Annotated in this window: 18 protein-coding genes; 8 read left to right on the forward strand and 10 right to left on the reverse strand. The window is 70.5% G+C overall.

Annotation, left to right across the window (positions count from 1 at the left end; genetic code table 11):
* The first annotated feature begins 52 nt into the window (after positions 1 to 52).
* Positions 53 to 466 carry an endonuclease domain-containing protein gene (locus tag AC2D8W_RS19445; protein WP_484672913.1) on the forward strand — a complete coding sequence of 138 codons (414 nt, stop codon included), beginning with the start codon at positions 53 to 55 and terminating at the stop codon, positions 464 to 466.
* A 209-nt stretch (positions 467 to 675) separates the two neighbouring features.
* Here AC2D8W_RS19445 and AC2D8W_RS19450 read toward each other — a convergent pair whose 3' ends face one another.
* From AC2D8W_RS19450 to AC2D8W_RS19475, 6 genes are all read right to left on the reverse strand, one after another.
* A complete protein-coding gene (locus AC2D8W_RS19450; RefSeq protein WP_484672914.1) occupies positions 676 to 1,764 on the reverse strand; it encodes an acyl-CoA dehydrogenase family protein in 1,089 nt (362 codons plus the stop codon).
* A 212-nt stretch (positions 1,765 to 1,976) separates the two neighbouring features.
* On the reverse strand, positions 1,977 to 3,182 hold the full coding sequence (locus tag AC2D8W_RS19455; protein ID WP_293482764.1) for an acyl-CoA dehydrogenase family protein: 1,206 nt from the start codon (positions 3,180 to 3,182) through the stop codon (positions 1,977 to 1,979).
* Positions 3,183 to 3,355: 173 nt separating this feature from the next.
* Positions 3,356 to 4,558 (reverse strand): acyl-CoA dehydrogenase family protein, encoded by a 1,203-nt coding sequence (locus AC2D8W_RS19460; RefSeq protein ID WP_484672915.1) that lies wholly within the window; start codon positions 4,556 to 4,558, stop codon positions 3,356 to 3,358.
* A gap of 192 nt (positions 4,559 to 4,750) precedes the next feature.
* Positions 4,751 to 5,950 carry an acyl-CoA dehydrogenase family protein gene (locus AC2D8W_RS19465; RefSeq protein ID WP_484672916.1) on the reverse strand — a complete coding sequence of 400 codons (1,200 nt, stop codon included), beginning with the start codon at positions 5,948 to 5,950 and terminating at the stop codon, positions 4,751 to 4,753.
* A 48-nt stretch (positions 5,951 to 5,998) separates the two neighbouring features.
* A complete protein-coding gene (locus AC2D8W_RS19470) occupies positions 5,999 to 7,210 on the reverse strand; it encodes an acyl-CoA dehydrogenase family protein (protein ID WP_484672917.1) in 1,212 nt (403 codons plus the stop codon).
* 11 nt (positions 7,211 to 7,221) lie between these two features.
* Positions 7,222 to 8,421 carry an acyl-CoA dehydrogenase family protein gene (locus AC2D8W_RS19475; RefSeq protein ID WP_293482759.1) on the reverse strand — a complete coding sequence of 400 codons (1,200 nt, stop codon included), beginning with the start codon at positions 8,419 to 8,421 and terminating at the stop codon, positions 7,222 to 7,224.
* A gap of 122 nt (positions 8,422 to 8,543) precedes the next feature.
* Here AC2D8W_RS19475 and AC2D8W_RS19480 point away from each other — a divergent pair, with 122 nt between their 5' ends.
* Positions 8,544 to 10,220, forward strand: coding sequence for a phosphatidylglycerol lysyltransferase domain-containing protein (locus tag AC2D8W_RS19480; protein ID WP_293482758.1), 1,677 nt, complete (start codon positions 8,544 to 8,546; stop codon positions 10,218 to 10,220).
* On the opposite strand, the gene AC2D8W_RS19485 is transcribed toward AC2D8W_RS19480, so the two are convergent.
* Positions 10,217 to 10,423 (reverse strand): hypothetical protein, encoded by a 207-nt coding sequence (locus AC2D8W_RS19485; RefSeq protein WP_484672918.1) that lies wholly within the window; start codon positions 10,421 to 10,423, stop codon positions 10,217 to 10,219. The two genes, AC2D8W_RS19480 and AC2D8W_RS19485, sit on opposite strands and share 4 nt — an antisense overlap.
* A 132-nt stretch (positions 10,424 to 10,555) precedes the next feature.
* Between AC2D8W_RS19485 and AC2D8W_RS19490 the strand changes: the two genes are divergently transcribed.
* From AC2D8W_RS19490 to AC2D8W_RS19515, 6 genes are all read left to right on the forward strand, one after another.
* Positions 10,556 to 13,018 carry an SEL1-like repeat protein gene (locus tag AC2D8W_RS19490; protein ID WP_484672919.1) on the forward strand — a complete coding sequence of 821 codons (2,463 nt, stop codon included), beginning with the start codon at positions 10,556 to 10,558 and terminating at the stop codon, positions 13,016 to 13,018.
* A 32-nt stretch (positions 13,019 to 13,050) separates the two neighbouring features.
* Positions 13,051 to 13,974, forward strand: a complete 924-nt coding sequence (locus AC2D8W_RS19495; RefSeq protein ID WP_484672920.1) for a sulfite exporter TauE/SafE family protein — start codon at positions 13,051 to 13,053, stop codon at positions 13,972 to 13,974.
* A complete protein-coding gene (locus AC2D8W_RS19500) occupies positions 13,971 to 14,792 on the forward strand; it encodes a TIGR02186 family protein (protein WP_484672921.1) in 822 nt (273 codons plus the stop codon). Before AC2D8W_RS19495 ends, AC2D8W_RS19500 begins: the two co-directional genes overlap by 4 nt.
* A gap of 6 nt (positions 14,793 to 14,798) precedes the next feature.
* A complete protein-coding gene (locus tag AC2D8W_RS19505; protein ID WP_484672922.1) occupies positions 14,799 to 15,266 on the forward strand; it encodes a DUF3429 domain-containing protein in 468 nt (155 codons plus the stop codon).
* A 67-nt stretch (positions 15,267 to 15,333) separates the two neighbouring features.
* Positions 15,334 to 15,813, forward strand: a complete 480-nt coding sequence (locus tag AC2D8W_RS19510) for a hypothetical protein (RefSeq protein WP_484672923.1) — start codon at positions 15,334 to 15,336, stop codon at positions 15,811 to 15,813.
* A gap of 65 nt (positions 15,814 to 15,878) precedes the next feature.
* Complete coding sequence (locus tag AC2D8W_RS19515) at positions 15,879 to 16,358, forward strand: hypothetical protein (protein ID WP_484672924.1); 480 nt, start codon at positions 15,879 to 15,881, stop codon at positions 16,356 to 16,358.
* Positions 16,359 to 16,397: 39 nt separating this feature from the next.
* Here the strand turns inward: AC2D8W_RS19515 and AC2D8W_RS19520 are convergent, their stop codons facing one another.
* The 3 genes from AC2D8W_RS19520 to AC2D8W_RS19530 form a co-directional block, all read right to left on the reverse strand.
* The gene (locus tag AC2D8W_RS19520) at positions 16,398 to 16,577 is read right to left on the reverse strand and encodes a hypothetical protein (protein WP_484672925.1); all 180 of its coding nucleotides are present in this window, start codon (positions 16,575 to 16,577) and stop codon (positions 16,398 to 16,400) included.
* 46 nt (positions 16,578 to 16,623) lie between these two features.
* On the reverse strand, positions 16,624 to 16,818 hold the full coding sequence (locus tag AC2D8W_RS19525; protein WP_293482747.1) for a hypothetical protein: 195 nt from the start codon (positions 16,816 to 16,818) through the stop codon (positions 16,624 to 16,626).
* Positions 16,819 to 16,955: 137 nt separating this feature from the next.
* On the reverse strand, positions 16,956 to 17,357 hold the full coding sequence (locus AC2D8W_RS19530) for a DUF4118 domain-containing protein (RefSeq protein ID WP_484672926.1): 402 nt from the start codon (positions 17,355 to 17,357) through the stop codon (positions 16,956 to 16,958).
* Between the last annotated feature and the right edge of the window lie 185 nt (positions 17,358 to 17,542).

The following is a 17,542-nucleotide window of genomic DNA, read 5'->3' on the forward strand; positions in this document are numbered from 1 at the left end:
TGCGCGGGGGAGGTGAGTTGCGATTGTTCTTCTTATGTTCCATAAAATCCCCATGCGAAACCGCCTGATCACCAGCCGCGCCCGGGCGCTCCGCAAGGCGATGAGCGACGCCGAAGTCATCCTGTGGACCCGCCTGCGAGGTCGTGGTCCCGATCACCCGACATTCCGTCGCCAGCACCCCTTCGGATCGGTGATCCTCGACTTCTATTGCCCCTCCGCCCGGCTCGCCGTGGAGGTGGACGGCCGCACGCATTGGGACGACGAGGCCCAGGCCCGCGACGAGGCCCGCGACCGCTGGCTGGCGTCCCAGGGCGTCGAGGTGATCCGCATCCCCGCCGGGCGCGTCTACCGGGATCTCGGCGCAGTGGTCGACGGCATTCTCCGCGCCGTCGCCGCCCGCCGCATTACCTCCCCCGCGAAGCGGCGGGAGGGGGACCGACCGCCGAGGCGGCGACAGCCGCCGTAGAGCGGTTGGTGGAGGGGGCGAGCCTCCCCCACGACCTGCGCTACCGCCCGGACCCGCCGCCCTGACCGCCGCTCGCCCCCTCCACCACGCGCTCTTCGCCTGCGGCTCGGCGCGCAGTCCCCCTCCCGCCGCTTCGCGGGGGAGGCAAAAGAGAACCCCGCCGGTCTCTCGACCGACGGGGCTCCGTCAACTCGGCGATGTGGGGTCGATCAGTACCCCTGGATCCGCGCGTAGCGGTCCCGGTGGAACGCCTGGTTCCCGTAGGCCGCCTCGGCCGCGCGGGCGCGCTTCAGGTAGAAGCCCGCGTCGTGGGCGTCGGTCATGCCGATGCCGCCGTGCATCTGCACCATCTCGTTCGAGATCAGGTGGAAGGTGTCGCCCATCTTGGCCTTCGCCAGGCTGGCCAGCTCGGGCACGTCGGGCGAGTCCGCGTCGATGGCCGCCAGCGCCGCCTCGACGGCCGAGCGCGACAGCTCCAGCTCGGTGAACATCTTGGCCGCGCGGTGCTGCAGGGCCTGGAAGCTGCCGATGACCTGGCCGAACTGCACGCGGGTCTTCAGGTAGTCCAGCGTGGTCTCGAAGGCCTGGGTGGCGGCGCCCAGCATCTCGGCGGAGATGCCCGCCCGCGCCCGGTCCAGCACCTTCTCGAGCAGCGCCGCGCCGCCCGAGAGCTTCTCGGCCGCCGCGCCGTTGAACTCGACGTTGGCCGCCCCGCGGCTGTCGGCGAGCGACAGCTTCTGGCGCGACACGCCCGGATCGTCGGCCTTCACCAGGAAGAGCTCGACGGCGCCGTTCTCCTTGGCCGAGACCACGAAGACGTTGGCGGCCATGCCCTCCAGCACGAAGGTCTTCTTGCCGGTCAGCTTGCCGCCCGAGACGGTCGCCTCGACCTTGTCGGGCCGGTGGTGCGGGCCCTCGTCGACCGCCAGGGTCGCCACGGCCGAGCCGTCGGCGATCTTCGGCAGCCACTCGCCCTTCTGGGCGTCGTTGCCGCCCAGGATCAGGGCCGAGGCCGCGGCCAGGCCCGAGGCGATCAGCGGGGAGGCGGTGAGCGTGCGGCCCAGCTCCTCGAGCACCAGGCCCAGGCTCAGGTAGCCGAAGTTCGAGCCGCCGTACTCCTCGGGGATGATCACCCCGGCCCAGCCCATCTCGGCCATCTCGTTCCAGGCGGCCACGTCGTAGCCCAGCTCGGCCCCGCTATCGCGCATCTTGCGGAAGGCGGTGACGGGCGACTTCTCCTGGACCCAGCTCTTCGCCGAGTCCCGCAGCATGCTCTGTTCTTCGGTCAGTACGGCCATGTCTTTCCTCGTGAAATTCTGTGCGTTTTCAATAGTGTCCGCCGCCGGCGCGGCGACCAGAATAATTTCGACCACGGACCACACGGACCACACCGACAATCGACATGCCGCTGGCAGGACCGCGCGCCGTCGGCGCGCCTCCACTCAAGTTTCCCGCGGCTGGTCCTGTCACGCGTTCGTCCGTGTTGTCCGTGTGGTCCGTGGTCAATCCATCACTTCGCTTGCGTAAGGTCAGGCAAGCCCAGGATGCGCTTGGAGACGATGTTCGACTGCACCTCCTGGCTGCCGCCGAAGATCGTGAAGGCCTTGCCGTAGAGCCAGGCGCGGACGATCTCGAGTTCGGACTTGTCGAAGGCCTCGCCCTCCCAGCCCAGGCCCTGGTGGCCCATGATCTCCAGCGTCAGCTCGTGGCGCTCCTGGGCGATCCAGGTGCCGGCGTTCTTCATGATCGAGGTGGCGGCCGACGGACCGGAATTGCCCCGGCTCTCGGCCATCACGCGGAACGCGGTCTGCTGGAAGACCTTGGTCTCCATGGCGTTGCGGATGATCCGGTTGCGCAGGTCCTGGTCGTCGATGCGGCCTTCCTCGTCCACGCCCACGTACTTCTTGGCGAGGTCCGAGAGCGAGGGGCCCATCATGCCGCCGCCCATGCCCGAGATGCCGCTGCGCTCGTGCTGCAGCAGGCGCTTGGCGATGGTCCAGCCGCCGTTCAGCGGGCCCACCAGGTCCTTCTTCTCGGCGCGCGCGTCGGTGAAGAAGGTCTCGCAGAAGGGCGCCTGGCCGTTGATCAGGACGATCGGCCGCACCTCGACGCCCGGCTGGTGCATGTCGATCAGCACGAACGAGATGCCCTCGTGCTTCTTCGACGGGTCGGTCCGCACCAGGCAGAAGCACCAGTCGGCGTACTGCGCGCCGCTTGTCCACACCTTCTGGCCGGTGATGGCGAAGTAATCGCCCTTGTCCTCGGCCTTCGTCGACAGGGCCGCCAGGTCAGAGCCGGCGCCCGGCTCGCTGAAACCTTGGCACCACTGCAGGTCGCCGCGGCAGATGGGCGGGATGTGCTCGTTCTTCTGCGCCTCGGTGCCGTATTCCAGCAGCGTGGGGCCGAACATCATGACGCCCATGCCGCCGATGGGGTTGTAGGCGCCGGCCCGGGCGAACTCGCCCTGGATCACGCGCGCCTCGGCCGGCGAGAGCCCGCCGCCGCCGTAGGCCTTCGGCCAGGTGGGCGTGCCCCAGCCCTTCTCGCCGACGGCCTTGCGCCAGGCTTCCTGGTCGGCCGTGGGCTTCTCGGCCCGGCCTTCGCCCGCCATCGGGTTGGGCTTGCCCTTGAGCGAGGCGGGGAAATTCGCCTCCACCCACTCGCGGACCTCCTTGCGGAAGGTGTCGAGATCCGCACCGCCACCAAAATCAGCCATCGGAAATATCCGTCCTCTTCAAAATCCTTGTGCGCGTCATCCCCCGGCTTGTCCGGGGGACCCATTGGGCTGTGAGTCGAAGGCGACCGACGGCGGCGCCCCGCACTCTACCGTCACCTCACAGCCCAATGGATGGCCCGGACAAGCCGGGCCATGACGGATGTGGGAACTCCTTACCCCTTCTGCGTCGCCTCCGGCAGTCCCAGGATGCGCTTCGAGATGATGTTGAGCTGGACCTCCCAGGAGCCGCCCGCGATCGTCCCGCTCTTGCCGCGCAGCCAGGCCCGCGTGGCGCCCAGCTCGTCCGCGTGGAACGCCTCGCCCGTCCAGCCCAGGCCCTGGTGCCCCAGGAGCTCGACGGTCAGCTCGGCCTTGTCCTGCCGCACCTTCGAGCCGACGTTCTTCAGCACCGAGCTGGCCGCCGACGGCCCCGAGTTCGACCGCGCCTCCTCGGCCGCGCGCCGGCCGGTGAGCTGGAACGCCCGCTCCTCCATCAGGTGCTCGGTCAGCCGGCGGCGCAGGTCGGGGTCGGCCAGCCGGCCGGTGTCGTCGAGGCCCACATAGGCCGCCGCCTTCGCCTCGATGGGCCCGCCCGGCGTCACGCCCGGCGCGCCCGTCTGGTTGGCGCCCGAGATGCCCTGCCGCTCGTGCTGCAGCAGCCGCTTGGCGATGGTCCAGCCGCCGTTCAGCGGCCCCACGAGGTTCTCCTTCGGCACCTTCACGTCGGTGAAGAAGGTCTCGCAGAAAGGCGTCGTGCCGTTGATCAGAAGTATCGGCCGCGTCTCCACGCCCGGAGAGCGCATGTCGATCAGCAGAAAGCTGATTCCTTCATGCTTCTTCGTGTTGTCGGTCCTGACGAGGCAGAAGCACCAGTCGGCCGTATGGGCTCCGCTTGTCCAGATCTTCTGGCCGCTGACCAGCCAATGGTCGCCCTTGTCTTCGGCTTTTGTTTGCAGCGACGCCAGGTCACTGCCCGCGCCGGGCTCAGAGAAGCCCTGGCACCAGCGCAGGTCGGCGCGCACGATCGGCGGGATGTGGCGCTGCTTCTGTTCTTCGTTGCCGTACTCCAGCAGCGTGGGCCCGAACATCATGACGCCCATGCCGCCGATCGGATTGTAGGCCCCGATGGCGGCCAGCTCCTCGGCGATGACCCTCGCCTCCGCCCGCGACAGCCCGCCGCCGCCATAGGCCTTGGGCCAGGTGGGCACGCCCCACCCCTTCTCGCCCATGGCCCTGCGCCAGGCGTCCTGATCCGGCGTCAGCTCCCGCCCCTCCGGAGGCGCCTGCCCCTTCAGCGACGCGGGGAAGCTGGCCGCCAGCCAGTCCCGGACCTCGCCCCGGAACGCCGTCAGATCAGGTCCGCCGAAGTCAGCCATGTCCAGCTCCTCCCTGTTCCCGGCCCATCGTCGCCGCTGCCCGTCGTCATCCCCCTCCCCCGGCTCGTCCGGGGGATCGTCCGGGGGACCCATTGGGCTGTGAGTCGAAGGCGACGGATGGCGGCGCCCCGCACTCCAACCGTCACCTCACAGCCCAGTGGATGGCCCGGACAAGCCGGGCCATGACGGATGTCACACCGCCTGCGTCGTGTCCGGCAGGCCCAGGATCCGCTTCGAGACGATGTTCGACTGGATCTCCTGGCTGCCGCCGAAGATGGTCCAGGCCTTGCCCGACAGCCAGCTGCGCACCGCCTCCAGCTCGTCCTTGTCGAAGGCCTCGCCCTCCCAGCCCAGGCCCTGGTGGCCCATGATCTCCAGCGCCAGCTCGGCTCGCTCCTGGCCGATCCAGGTGCCGGAGTTCTTCATCACCGAGGTCGTCGCCGAGGGGTTCACGTTGCCCTTCGACTCCTCGATGGCGCGGACGATGGTCAGCGCGTGGGCCTTGGCGTTCATCTGGTTGGCCACGACCCGCGAGCGCAGGTCCAGGTCGGCCAGCCGGCCCTCGTCGTCGAGGCCCACGTACTTCTTGGCGAGGTCCGAGATCGAGGCGCCGCCGGTCATGCGGCCGCCGCCCTGGCCCGAGCGCTCGTGCTGCAGCAGGCGCTTGCCGATGGTCCAGCCGCCGTTCAGCGGCCCGACCATGTCGTCCTTCTCGGCCCGCGCGTCGGTGAAGAAGGTCTCGCAGAACGGCGACGACCCGGCGATCAGCCGGATCGGCCGCGTCTCGACGCCCGGTTGGTGCATGTTGATCAGGACGAAGCTGATGCCTTCATGCTTCTTCGAAGTGTCGGTTCGAACAAGACAGAAGCACCAGTCGGCGTATTGAGCCCCGCTTGTCCAGATCTTTTGGCCGTTGATCTTCCAGTGATCTCCAGCGTCCTCGCACTTCGTCTGTAGAGACGCCAGATCAGATCCTGCGCCGGGTTCCGAATACCCTTGGCACCAGCGGATTTCACCACGAACGATGGGCGGAATGTGCCGCTGCTTCTGCTCCTCGGTGCCGTATTCCAGCAGCGTCGGGCCGAACATCGAGAGACCCATGCCCACCATCGGGTTGTAGGCCCCGATGCGCTCCATCTCCTGCTGCAGCACCCGCGCCTCGGCCGGCGACAGGCCGCCCGCGCCGTACTTCTTCGGCCAGGTCGGCGTGCCCCAGCCCTTCTCGGCCATGCGCTGCTTCCAGAGCAGGTGGTCGCCCTCGGGCTTGAAGCCGCCGACCATGGCGCGCTCGCCGGCGCGCCGGTCCTCGCGCAGCGACTTCGGATAGTTCTCCTCGAGCCACGCCCGCGCCTCGGCGCGGAAGGCGTCCAGGGCGCCGCCGGAATCCGCCATCGCCGTTTCTCCCTATTCGCGGCTTCTCGTACCGCTTCTTCTAAGACCTTACTTCGGGTCCGGCAGACCGAGAACCCTTTTCGAGACGACGTTGAGGTTGATCTCCGAGCTGCCGCCCTCGATGGAGTTGGCCTTCGAGCGCAGCATCGAGCGCATGGCGGCCAGTTCGCCGGCGCCGAAGCCCTCCCCGTCCCAGCCCAGGCCCTGGTGGCCCAGGCTCTCGATCACCAGCTCGTTGCGGTCCTGGGCGATCTTGGCGCCGGCGTACTTCATGGCGGCGGCCAGGTTGGACGGCCCGTTGCCCGCCTTGGCCTCGTCGCGCTGGCGGCTGACGGTGAGCTGGAAGGCCCGATTCTCCATCAGGTGCTCGGTGACGCGGCGGCGCAGGTCGGGGTCGGCCAGCCGGCCGGACGCGTCCAGCCCCACGTTGGCCTTCGCCGCCTCGATCACCGTCGGCACGACCGCAGCCCCGCCGATGTTCCCGGCGCCCAGGCTGGCCCCGATCCCGTCGCGCTCGTGCTGCAGCAGGCGCTTGGCGATGGTCCAGCCGCCGTTCAGCGGCCCGAACAGCTGGTCCTTCGGCACCTTCACGTCGGTGAAGAAGGTCTCGCAGAAGGGCGACGTGCCGTTGATCAGCAGGATCGGCCGCACCTCGACGCCCGGCGCCTTCATGTCGATCAGCAGGAAGCTGATCCCCTCATGCTTCTTTGAGGTATCGGTACGCACCAGGCAGTAGCACCTATCGGCGTACTGAGCTCCAGAAGTCCATATTTTTGAACCATTTACGAGGAAGTGGTCGCCCTTGTCCTCGGCCCGAGTCTGCAGGCTTGCAAGGTCGGAACCTGCGCCCGGCTCGGAGTATCCCTGGCACCACCAGACGTCGCCCGAGACGATGCCGGGGAAGTGCTCCTGCTTCAGCGCCTCGCTGCCGTACTCCAGCAGGGTCGGGCCGAACATCGACACGCCCATGCCGCCGATGGGGTTGCGGGCGCCCACCTTCGCCATCTCCTCGGCCAGCACCCGCGCCTGATCGCGCGACAGGCCGCCGCCGCCGTACTTCGTCGGCCAGGTCGGCGTGCCCCAGCCCTTGGCGCCCAGCGCGCGGCGCCACTTCAGGGCGTCCTCGCTCTCGGGCCGCGCCTGCAGCTTGGCCAGCTGGGCGTTGACGTCGTTCGCCAGGCTCTTCGGGAAGTTGGCGTCCAGCCAGTCCCGCACCTCGACCTGGAAGGCGTCCAGGTCCGCGCCGCCGAAGTCGGCCATCGGGGTTGCTCCTATTTCGGGTCGGGCAGGCCCAGCACGCGCTTGGCCACCACGTTGAGGTTCACTTCCGAGGTGCCGCCCTCGATCGAGTTGGCCTTGGTCCGCAGCCAGCCGCGGGTGGCCATGATCTCGGGCGTCTCGAAGCCCGGGCCGTCCCAGCCGAGGCCCTGGTGGCCCAGCGCCTCGATCATCAGCTCGGACCGCTCCTTGGCGAACTCGGCGGCCGCGTACTTGATGATCGACGTCGTCGCCGAGGGGCCGTTGCCGGCCCGGGACTCCGCGGCCGAGCGGGCGATCGTCTGCCGCAGCGCCTGGAAGTTCATCTTGTTCTCGGTGATCCGGCGGCGCAGGTCGGGGTCCTCGGCCGCGCCGTAGGTCTTCGCGATCGAGGCCAGGTCGCCCGAGGCGCCGCCCGCCGAGCCGCCCTCGCCGAAGCCGGCCGAGATGTTCTGGCGCTCGTACTGCAGCAGCCGCTTGGCGATCTCCCACCCGCCGTTCACCCGGCCGACGAGGTTGCCCTTGGGGATCTTCACGTCCGTGAAGAACGTCTCGCAGAACGGGCTCTCGCCCGAGATCAGCTGGATCGGCCTTGTCTCGACGCCCGGCGACGCCATATCGATCAGCACGAAGCTGATGCCCTCGTGCTTCTTCGAAAAATCGGTACGGACCAGGCAGAAGCACCAGTCCGCCTTATCGGCATAGCTGGTCCAGATCTTCGATCCGTTGATCAGCCAATGGTCGCCCTTGTCCTCGCAGCGGGTGGCGAGCCCGGCCAGGTCCGAGCCGGCCCCCGGCTCCGAGTAGCCCTGGCACCACCGGATCTCGCCGTTGACGATCTTCGGCAGGTGCTCCTGCTTCTGCTCCTCGTTGGCGTACTCGAGCAGCACCGGTCCCAGCATCCAGATGCCGAAGGCCAGCAGCGGCGGGCGGTACTTCGCCAGTTCCTTCTCGACCACCCGCGCCTCGGCCGCCGACAGCCCGGCGCCGCCGTAGGCCTTGGGCCACGTGGGCGTGGTCCAGCCCTTGGCCGCCACGCGCTTCATCCAGGTGACCTGGGGATCGTCCGAGCCGGCGAAGCGGCGACCGCCCCAGACCGCTTCCGGGTCCGTCCGCGCGCTGCCGTCCTTGAGCTCGGGCGGGTACATTGCGGCGAGTTCCGCGCGAACTTCGCGGGCGAACGCGTCGAGCTCCGAGGCGCCGAAATCGGCCATGCCGGTCTCCCAAGATACTTGCACTTTGATCGCCAACTCTAGCGACCGCCGGACCACGGGCAAGGGCAATCAAACGGACGTTTGAGCACACCGCAGCCAACGTCGCCTATACAAGCGATTCGATGCGCTTTCTCCGCCATCCCGCCGTCACCGCCCTCGCCCCCTGGGGCGCCGCGTTGCTGACGCTGGCCTTGGGCGTGCTGCTGCTGGCGTCCGGCGCGCGCCCCTCGATTCCCACGCGCTTCATACGCGTGATGGAGATCGAGCCGGCGATCCTGATCGAGATCAGCCACTTCCTGTCGAGCATCCTCGGGCTGGTCCTCGTGGTCCTGGCCTTCGGCCTGCGCGCCCGGCTCGACGCCGCCTGGGCGGCCACCATCGTGACCCTGCTGGTGGCGGCCCCGCTGAGCCTGATCAAGGGCTTCGTCTGGGAAGAGACGGCCATGCTGGCCGCGCTCGCGGTCGCCCTCGCGCCGTTCCATCATGCGTTTCCCCGGAAGGCCGCGCTCACGCGGATGGAGGTGACCCCCGGCTGGCTGTTCTCCGCCGCCTGCTTCCTGCTCGGCGCGGGGATGATCGGCCTGTGGTCGTTCCAGAACGCGGACTACGGCGAATTCCCGTGGTGGCAGGTGATGGCGGACGAGGACGCCGCGCGTTCCCTCCGGGCCTGGGGCGGCGCGGCCATCCTGCTGTTCGTGTTTGGGGTCTGGCGCATGCTGGGATCGGCCGCGATGCCGCCGATCGTGGGCGAGGAAGACCCCGACCTGGACCGCGTCAGGGCGATCCTTGCGAAGGCCGAGGTCGCGCGGCCCACGTCGAACCTGGCCCTCCTCGGCGACAAGCGGTTCCTGTTTTCCGCCTCGGGCGAGAGCTTCCTCATGTTCGGCGTCCGGGGGCGCAGCTGGATCGCCCTGGGCTCGACCGTGGGGCGGCGCGACGAGCGCCTGGAGCTGCTCTGGCGCTTCCGCGAACTGGCGGACGCCCACGCGGCCCGCCCCGGCTTCTACAATCTCGAGGCCGACGACCTGCCCGACATCGTCGAGCTGGGTTTCGCCATCCAGAAGATGGGCGAGGGCGCGGTGGCGCCCCTGGAGAGCTTCACCATCGAAGGCACGCGCCGGGGCAACCTTCGCCGCGCGTGGCGCCGCGCCAAGGACGACGGCGCCGTCTTCGAGATGATCCAACCGCCGGATATCCCGCCTCTCATGCCCGAGTTCCGCCGCATCTCGGACGCCTGGCTCGAGACGCACGCCGGCGGCGAGAAGGGATTTTCCCTCGGCGGCTTCATCGAGCCCTATGTGCTGGAGTTCCCCATCGCCGTCGTGCGCTGGGACGGCCGGATCATCGCCTTCGCCACGCTCTGGCCGGTGGCCTCCCGCAGCGCCTTCTCCATCGACCTGATGCGCTTCGTGCCCGAGGGCCCGCCGCGGATCATGGACTTCCTGTTCGTGGAGCTCATCCGGTGGGGCCAGGAGCAGGGATACGCCGCGTTCGACTTCGGCATGGCGCCGCTTTCCGGGCTCGACGACCGTCCCCTCGCGCCGACGCTCAGCCGGGTCGGCCGGCTGATCTATGACCGGGGCGAGGAGATCTACAACTTCCAGGGCGTGCGTCACTACAAGGCGAAGTACGACCCGACCTGGCAGCCCCGCTTCGTGGCCGCGCCGCGCAAATGGGCGATCCCGCGGCTGATGGCCGACGCCGGCCTCCTGGCCTCGGGCGGCATGGCCGGCCTCGCGAAACGACCGAAGCGCAACGGCGACCCGCCCGGCGCCTCAGAGCCCAAGGCGGCGGCTTAGCGAGGCGGCGACCCGAACCCGGCGAGCTGCGCAGCGGCAAAGCCGAAGATGATCGCGCCCGAGACCGCCAGCAGCATGAGGAAGCGCCAGGGAACCATGCGCGGCCCCCGCATCGGATCCGGTGGTCGCGCGCCCCGCCAGCCCGCGAGGACGCCGACCGCCAGACAGGCTCCTGAGAGCGCCAGCGCCGTACGGATATCCATGCAGGAGCCCTAGCGCAATCGCGTCGCGCCATCCACAGGAACGGTGGCTCGCCACTAGATGTTGCGTTAAGGCTTCGTTTACACCCCCACAAATGGCCGGTAGCGTTTCGCTTCATCGGAGATGCGATTCGGATGAGCGCGGGGGCGCCCTGGAGCGTGAAGGGGATCGACCCCAAAGCCCGAGAGGTCGCCAAGGACCTCGCCAGGCGCTCTGGCATGACGCTCGGCGAGTGGCTGAACCGGGTCATCCTCGAGGATGACATCCCCGACGAGATCACGGTTGAGAGCCAGTTCGGCGAGCGCCTGTCACGCGTGGCCGAGGAGCCGCGCCTGCGCCCCGTCCCCAGCGCGCCGCCACAGCCGGAACTCGCCGGCGTCGCCGCGGCCCTGGACCGTCTGACCGACCGAATCGAAGCCTCGGAAACGCGCACTGGCCTTGCCATCAACGGCATCGAGCATTCGGTCCGCCAGGCCCTGGCGCGGATCGAGGCGTCCGAGCGCGAGCAGCAGGCGCGCTCGAACCATCTGGAAAGCCTGCTCGCCGAGGCCCAGACCCACCAGGGCAGCCTGGGCGAGCGGCTGGGACGGCTGGAGTCGGAGCCGGCCGGCCCGCGGTCGGCCGAGGCGCTCCGCGCGCTCGAGACGCGACTGGCCCGGGCCGAACCCGAGATCGTCGTCGAGACCGTGCTGCAGCGCCTGGGCGAGCGCCTCGCCGCGGCCGAGGCTCACACGACGACGGCTCTCGAGGACCTGACGAACGCCCTGGCGGGCCTCGACCGGCGACTCTCCGCGGTCGAGGGAGGCGCGAGCCACTCGGCGGCTCCCCTGGACGCGCGCTTCGAAACCCTGGCCCAGACGCTCACGGAGAAGGTCGAGGCGACCCGCGGCCAGGTGGCGGAGATGCTCTCCACGGCGGCCGGCGCCGGCATCGAAACCCGGTTCGCGGAGCTCACCGAGCAGGTCCGTGCGGCGGAGCGCCGCTCCGTCCAGGCGGTCGAAGACATCGGCCGCCAGGTGCTCGCCATGGCCGAGGCGGTCAGCCGGAAGCTCGGCGACGTCGACGCGAAGAGCGCCGAGGCCATCGATCAGGTGGGGACGGAGGTGGCGCGCATCGCCGGCGCGGTGGAGTTGCGGCTCGCGCGCCAGGAGCAGACGCAGGCCGAGGCGTTCGAGCGCCTGCAGGCCGAGCTGGCGAAGGTCACCGAATCCCTATCCGGGCGCCCGGCTGCGGACGCAGCCACGCTGGACGAGGCCATCGCCCCCGCCGTCGAGGCCGCGCCTGCGACCGCGTCGGAGACCGATGCCGCCGATCCGAACTGGACCGACATCGTCCGGAGCCTGAATGCGGGCGCCGCAGACCCGGCCGCAGCCCCCTTCGGGCCCGAGCTCCTGTCGCGCGCGGAGGCGGAGCCGGAGCACGAGGTGGTGAGCCCGCCGTGGCGCCGCCTCGACCTGGACGTTCCAGAGGCGGACATCCCGAAGGAGTTCGCGCCGATCGCCGATGACGTCGACGAGGCGCTGTTCGAGTCGCGCACGGAAGCGGCCGAAGCGAACGCGGAGCTGTCCACGCGCGAGGTGATCGAGCGTGCAAGGGTCGCGGCGCGGGCGGCCAAGGCGCAGCCGCTCGAGATGCGCGCGCGGGTCGACGCCGCGGCCGCGACGGGGCGGCTGTTCCAGGGGTTTGGCGGCAAGCCTCGCCGGCCCGCGCCCAACACCGCGCTGCAGACCGCGATGATGATCGCTGGCGGCGCGGCGTTCCTCAGCGTCGGCGCCGCGGGTCTCACCCTCATGCAGGGCCCGGCTCCGGCCGTCGAACAGGCGAAGCTGCCCGAGACGTCGCGAGCCGCCATGGCCCGCGGCCCCGCGTCGCTGGCCGCCTCGCCGGTCGATGCGACCGACCGCGCCCCGCCAGCGGTCTTCGCCCAGGTCCGGGCGGATGTGGAAGCCGGCCTCCCGGGCGCCCTGCAGCAACTGAAGGCCCTCGCCCAGACGGGTCATGCCCCGGCGCTGCTGTATCTCGCCCAGCTCTACGACAGCGGCGAAGCCGGCCTGCCGCGCGACCCCGTGGAAGCCCGTCGCCTGACGATCCTGGCGGCCGAGGCCGGCGACGCCAAGGCCATGCACAACCTGGCGGTCTATCTCTTCCGGGGGGAAGGCGGGCCGGCCGATGCGGTCAGCGCCGCCCGCTGGTTCCAGAAGGCGGCGGAGGCCGGCGTCGTCGAGAGCCAGTACAATCTCGGCCTGCTTTATCAGTCCGGCAGCGGCGTGCCGCGGGATCTCGCCGCGGCGCGCCACTGGTTCGGTCAGGCGGCTTCGCGCGGCGACGCGGAAGCCCGGCGCGCGCTGAGCGACCTCAGCCCGCGGACGAAGCCGGCGGCGAAGCCCATGGCGTCCCGCGAGCCGGCTGCCGGCGTCGGCGGGGCGAGCCTGGCGGGCGGGTCCATGAACGTGCGGCAGACCCAGGGCGTCCTGGCCCGCCTCGGCTACTACAGCGGCCCCATCGATGGTCGCGCCAGCGTCGCCTATGATCGCGCCCTGGCGGAATACCGCCGCGAGCAGGTCGACAGCGGCCCCATCATCACCGCGGCGCGTTGACCTCGGACCCGCTCCGGTCGTAGCGCGGGTCCGTGGACATCTATCTGCCCATCGCCGAAGTCTCCGTGAACGCGCCGCTCATCGTCGCCCTGGGCGCCGTGGTGGGCTTCATCTCCGGAATGTTCGGCATCGGCGGCGGCTTCCTGATGACCCCGATGCTCGTGTTCCTGGGGATCCCCGCCCCGGTCGCCGTCTCGTCCATGGCCAACCATGTGGCGGCGTCCTCGATGTCCAGCGTCATGGCCTACAGCCGGAGCCGGGCGGTGGACCTGCGCATGGGCGGGGTCCTGGCGGCCGGCGGCGTCGTCGGCGCCTTCGCGGGCGTCGAGTTCTTCCGCTGGCTGCGGCTCCTCGGGCAGGCCGACCTTGTGGTGTCGGTGTCCTATCTTCTGTTCCTGAGCGTGATCGGCGGCCTGATGCTGACCGAGAGCCTCGGCGCGATCCTGCGGCGGCGCCGGGGAGAGCCCAAGCCGCCCCGGCGCGACCGCCGGCCGATCTGGCTGTACGGCCTGCCGCTGAAGATGCGGTTCCCGCGCTCGCGGCTCTACATCAGCGTGATCCCGCCGCTCATGCTCGGCGCCTTCGTGGGCGTCCTGTCGGCGATCATGGGCGTGGGCGGCGGCTTCATCCTCGTCCCGGCGATGGTCTACGTCCTGCGCATGCCCGCCAGCATGGTGGTCGGCACGAGCCTCCTGCAGATCATCGTGACCGCCAGCCTGACCGGCGTGCTGCAGGCGGGACGCAACCAGACCGTCGACATCCTGCTCGCCGCGCTGCTGATCCTGGGGGGCATCATTGGCGCCCAGTTCGGCGCGCGGGCCTCGTCCCGCTTCCGGGCCGAGGAGCTCAGGGCCATCCTCGCCCTCATCGTCCTCATCGTCGGGCTGCGCATGGGGCTGGGCCTGTTCCTGGCTCCGGAGGAGCCCTTCGTCCTGCTGTCGGGAGCAAGCGGGTGATCGCAGCTCTCGCCGCGCTGGCCGCCGTAGCCGCCCCCGGGCCGCCCTCTCCGCCCCTGCCGCCCTCTCCGGCGGCCGCGGCCGCGCCCGTGATCTCGGCGGCCCTCACCGACGCGACCGTACAGGTGAAGTCGGACTTCCGCGGCGCCCGCATCGTCCTCTACGGCGCCGTCTTCGACGCCGCGGCCCGGCCCAGCGACGTCGTGATCCTCGTCCGCGGACCCGAGCAGCCGGTCCGTCTGTCCCGCAAGCAGCAGGTCGCCGGACTCTGGCTCAACAGCCGCCCCGTGGTCTTCCGCGGCGCGCCGGGGTTCTACCGCGCCGCCTCGAACCGGCCGCTGGGGGACATCGCCACCTTCGGGACCCTGCGGCGCCTGGGCGCGGGCATCGACCACCTCACCATCAACGCACCGGCCGAGCAGCGGGTCGAGACGCGCTACGGGGTCAAGGACGTCGTGGTGTCGCGCCTGGGCGAAGACTACTTCGTGTGGCGGCGGGCGGTCGTGCGGCTGAAGGAGAAGGCGGGCCTCTACCACGAGGACGACGGCGGCGTGCGGTTTGTGGACCGCGGGCTCTTCCGGGCCGAGATCGCGCTTCCGACGGGCGCGCCCACAGGCGTCTATGGCGTCGACATCCTGCTGTTCCAGAACGGGCGCGCCGTCTCGCGGCGAACCCGGACCCTGACGGTCGAAAAGGTCGGCATCGAAAGGGCTCTTTACGTCTGGGCTCATCAGGGCCCATGGTCCTACGGTCTGGCCGCCATGGCGTTTGCGCTTGGGGCCGGTTGGGCGGCTTCGACGGCATTCCGGAGAGAATGATTGCTCATGGATGACGTGCGGTCCGTTCCGCGGGCGGAATCCATCCCGGCGGGACTTTGGGCGATCGCCCTCCTCGCGCTGTCGCCCTTCCCGGTCGCGGCGCTGCTGTATTGCTTCGGTCCCCCTGACCTGATGCGTGCGGCGCTGACGGGCCTGCTCGGCTGGAGCGCCGTCGTGCTGGCCTTCCTCGGGGGCGTCCGGTGGGGCCTCGAGACCCGCGAGCCGAGTCCGCGCCTGACCCGGCAGGCCTTCTCGGCCATGTGCGCCGTCGCGGCCTGGGTCGTCCTGCTCGCCCACAACCGCGCGCCGGACACCTGGATCCTCGGCGGCTTCATCGCCGCCTTCCTCATCCAGTGGCTCTTCGACCACCAGACGCCCGACACGCCCAGCCGGTATCCGATGCTCTCGACCACGCTCACCGCCGGGGCCTGCGTCTCCCTCGCGCTCGCGCTCGAGAAGGCGATGTCGAGCTGAGCCGCCCCGCGACCCGGGCGGCGAAACAGCTTGGCCTTGCGGGGCCTGGAGCGCATCATCCCTGACCATGCCGCTCGCCCGCCTGTTCGGGAGCCTTCGGTCGCGTCGCCGCGCGCACGATCCCACGCAGCCCTGGACCGGACCGCCCGACGCGACGCCCGTACACACCCTGCTCGACCAGCGCGGCGTCCCTTGGCGCCTGTCGGCGGCGGACCTGGTCGAGCGGTTCGGCGAGGCGGACGGCCGGGTCGAGATCCCCACGGCGCGGCCGTTCCTGCCCGGCCTCGTGCGACCGCTTTCCGCGGCCCTCGATCCGCACGCCCCGCGCGACCGCCCGGCCACCGCATTCAGCGCCCTCGTCCGCCGAGGCGGCGATCCCGCCAGCGACCTGCGGCTCACCGCAGACGAGGTCAGCCTCTACCTCGGCCGCGTCCGGATCCACGGGTCGGGGCGCGCGGCCACGGCGCTCTGGCGCTTCGGCGCAGCCTCGCTCGAGCTGGCGGCGACGCCCGACGGGTGCCGCGTGGACATCCGCCTTTCCGACTAGAGTCCGTCGACGGCGGCCGGCTCAGCAAGTAGCCTCCCTCGCATGACGAGCGCGGAACCGGCGGGATGACGCAGACCTATGCGCCCCGGACCCTCGGCGGCGGCTGGCGGGCCTGGTGGGCCCTGGCGGCGCAGGCCGTGATCTGCCTCGCCCTCGTCTGCGCCCTGCCCAGCTTCGTCGTCTGGCAGACCTGGAGCGAAGCGCGGGCGCTGCAGGCGGAGTGGTCGTTCACGGGCCCCCCGTGCGACATCGTCGAGACGCCGGCGTCCTGGGCCACCAACCACCGCCGCGCGCCGCGACAGTTCAGCTATGGCGGCCACCAGATCACCCGGCAGTTCGCCGCCGTCAGCTGCGCGGCCGTGCCCGAGCGGTGGTGGTGGCCGGGCGAGTCCTACCACGTCTGCATGTTCAACAATCCGGGCGCCGTGACCGTGTCCACGGTCGATGGGCCGGTCACCTTCCAGCCGCCCTACGGCCAGCGGGCCACGGTCAGGATGCAGGACGGCAAGGCGAGCTGCGTTGTCGGGGGCCGCTTCAACGCCTGAGCGCAACCAGGGACGTCGGCCGTCCCGCGCTCCTCCACGTCAGCCTGCCGAGCAGCCGGCCTCCAGCTGAAGCTGGAACTCCGCGGCGGTGCGCCAGCACGCCGCTTCCTCTCGCGCGGCGTTCCAGGCCCAGGCGAGTACGGCGCACATGACCGCCAGCGCCACGCTGACGGCCGTCAGGATACGGACCGCGACGATGGCGCGGGAGGCCTTGGGCATGAGAACGCTTTGGCTGATGCCGCCGCTCAGGGCAAGGGGGCTCGCTTCAGGCCGGCAGAGCCGCCCGGCTCACGGCGCCGACGCGGCGCTCGCCCTGCCACACGACCACCTCCACCGAGCTCAGGTGCTCGGCGAGCACCCGCTCCGCGCGGTTCAGGGCGCCGTCGTCGTCCGCGCAGTCGAAGGTTTCCAGGGCCGTGGACGAACCGTCCGCTCGGCAGGGGTAGAACGTGAAGAGCATTGGTCGGAACTCCCTCTCAGCTGGCGGGAGCACGGGGACTTGTCCCTGTCTCTCTATCGTCGGCCCGTCGTCCGGCGACAGCGGCACCATACACCATTCCCGCCGGAGGAGAGTCACCGACCCGACAGTCGCGCCGGTCAGGCGGTGCGGCCGCTGCGGTCCAGGGCGGCCGAAAGCCGGGCCATGGCGCGGCCCAGCTGGTTGCGCAGCTCGTTCGCCGTGACGAGCACGGGCGCCGAGACGCCCCAGAACAGCATCAGGGCGATCATCGCCCCATGCTGCGCCACGCCGTTGGGCGACAGGAAGAACCGATAGCCGATCACGCCGCCCGCCAGCATCACCAGCGCGCCGCAGAACGGCCCCCGGATCAGGCCGGCGACGAGCACCGCGGCCACGTAGAGCATGAACGGGGAGAGCGCGCCCAGATAGGGTGTCAGCGAAGCCCGCACCGCCGTCGCGACACCGACCAGGATGGCCGCGACGACGACGCTGATCAGCGCGCTCGCGACCACGCTCGCGGTCCGACTCTTCAGTGCCATGGCGATACCTTTGGCGAACCGCTCCCTTGACGCAACCGGCTTCGCCGCTGGCGCGAGCGCGATCGGGCCGGTTCCGGTCACCCGTGGAAGCCGGACGCGCGGGAGGTCGCATGGGGGCTCACGCCCGCCCGTCCGGCCTGCGCGGAGTCCACGGGTGACCGGCCTCTGACGACGCGGCGAGCGCG

It is taken from the genome of Phenylobacterium sp. T106 (assembly GCF_057219735.1).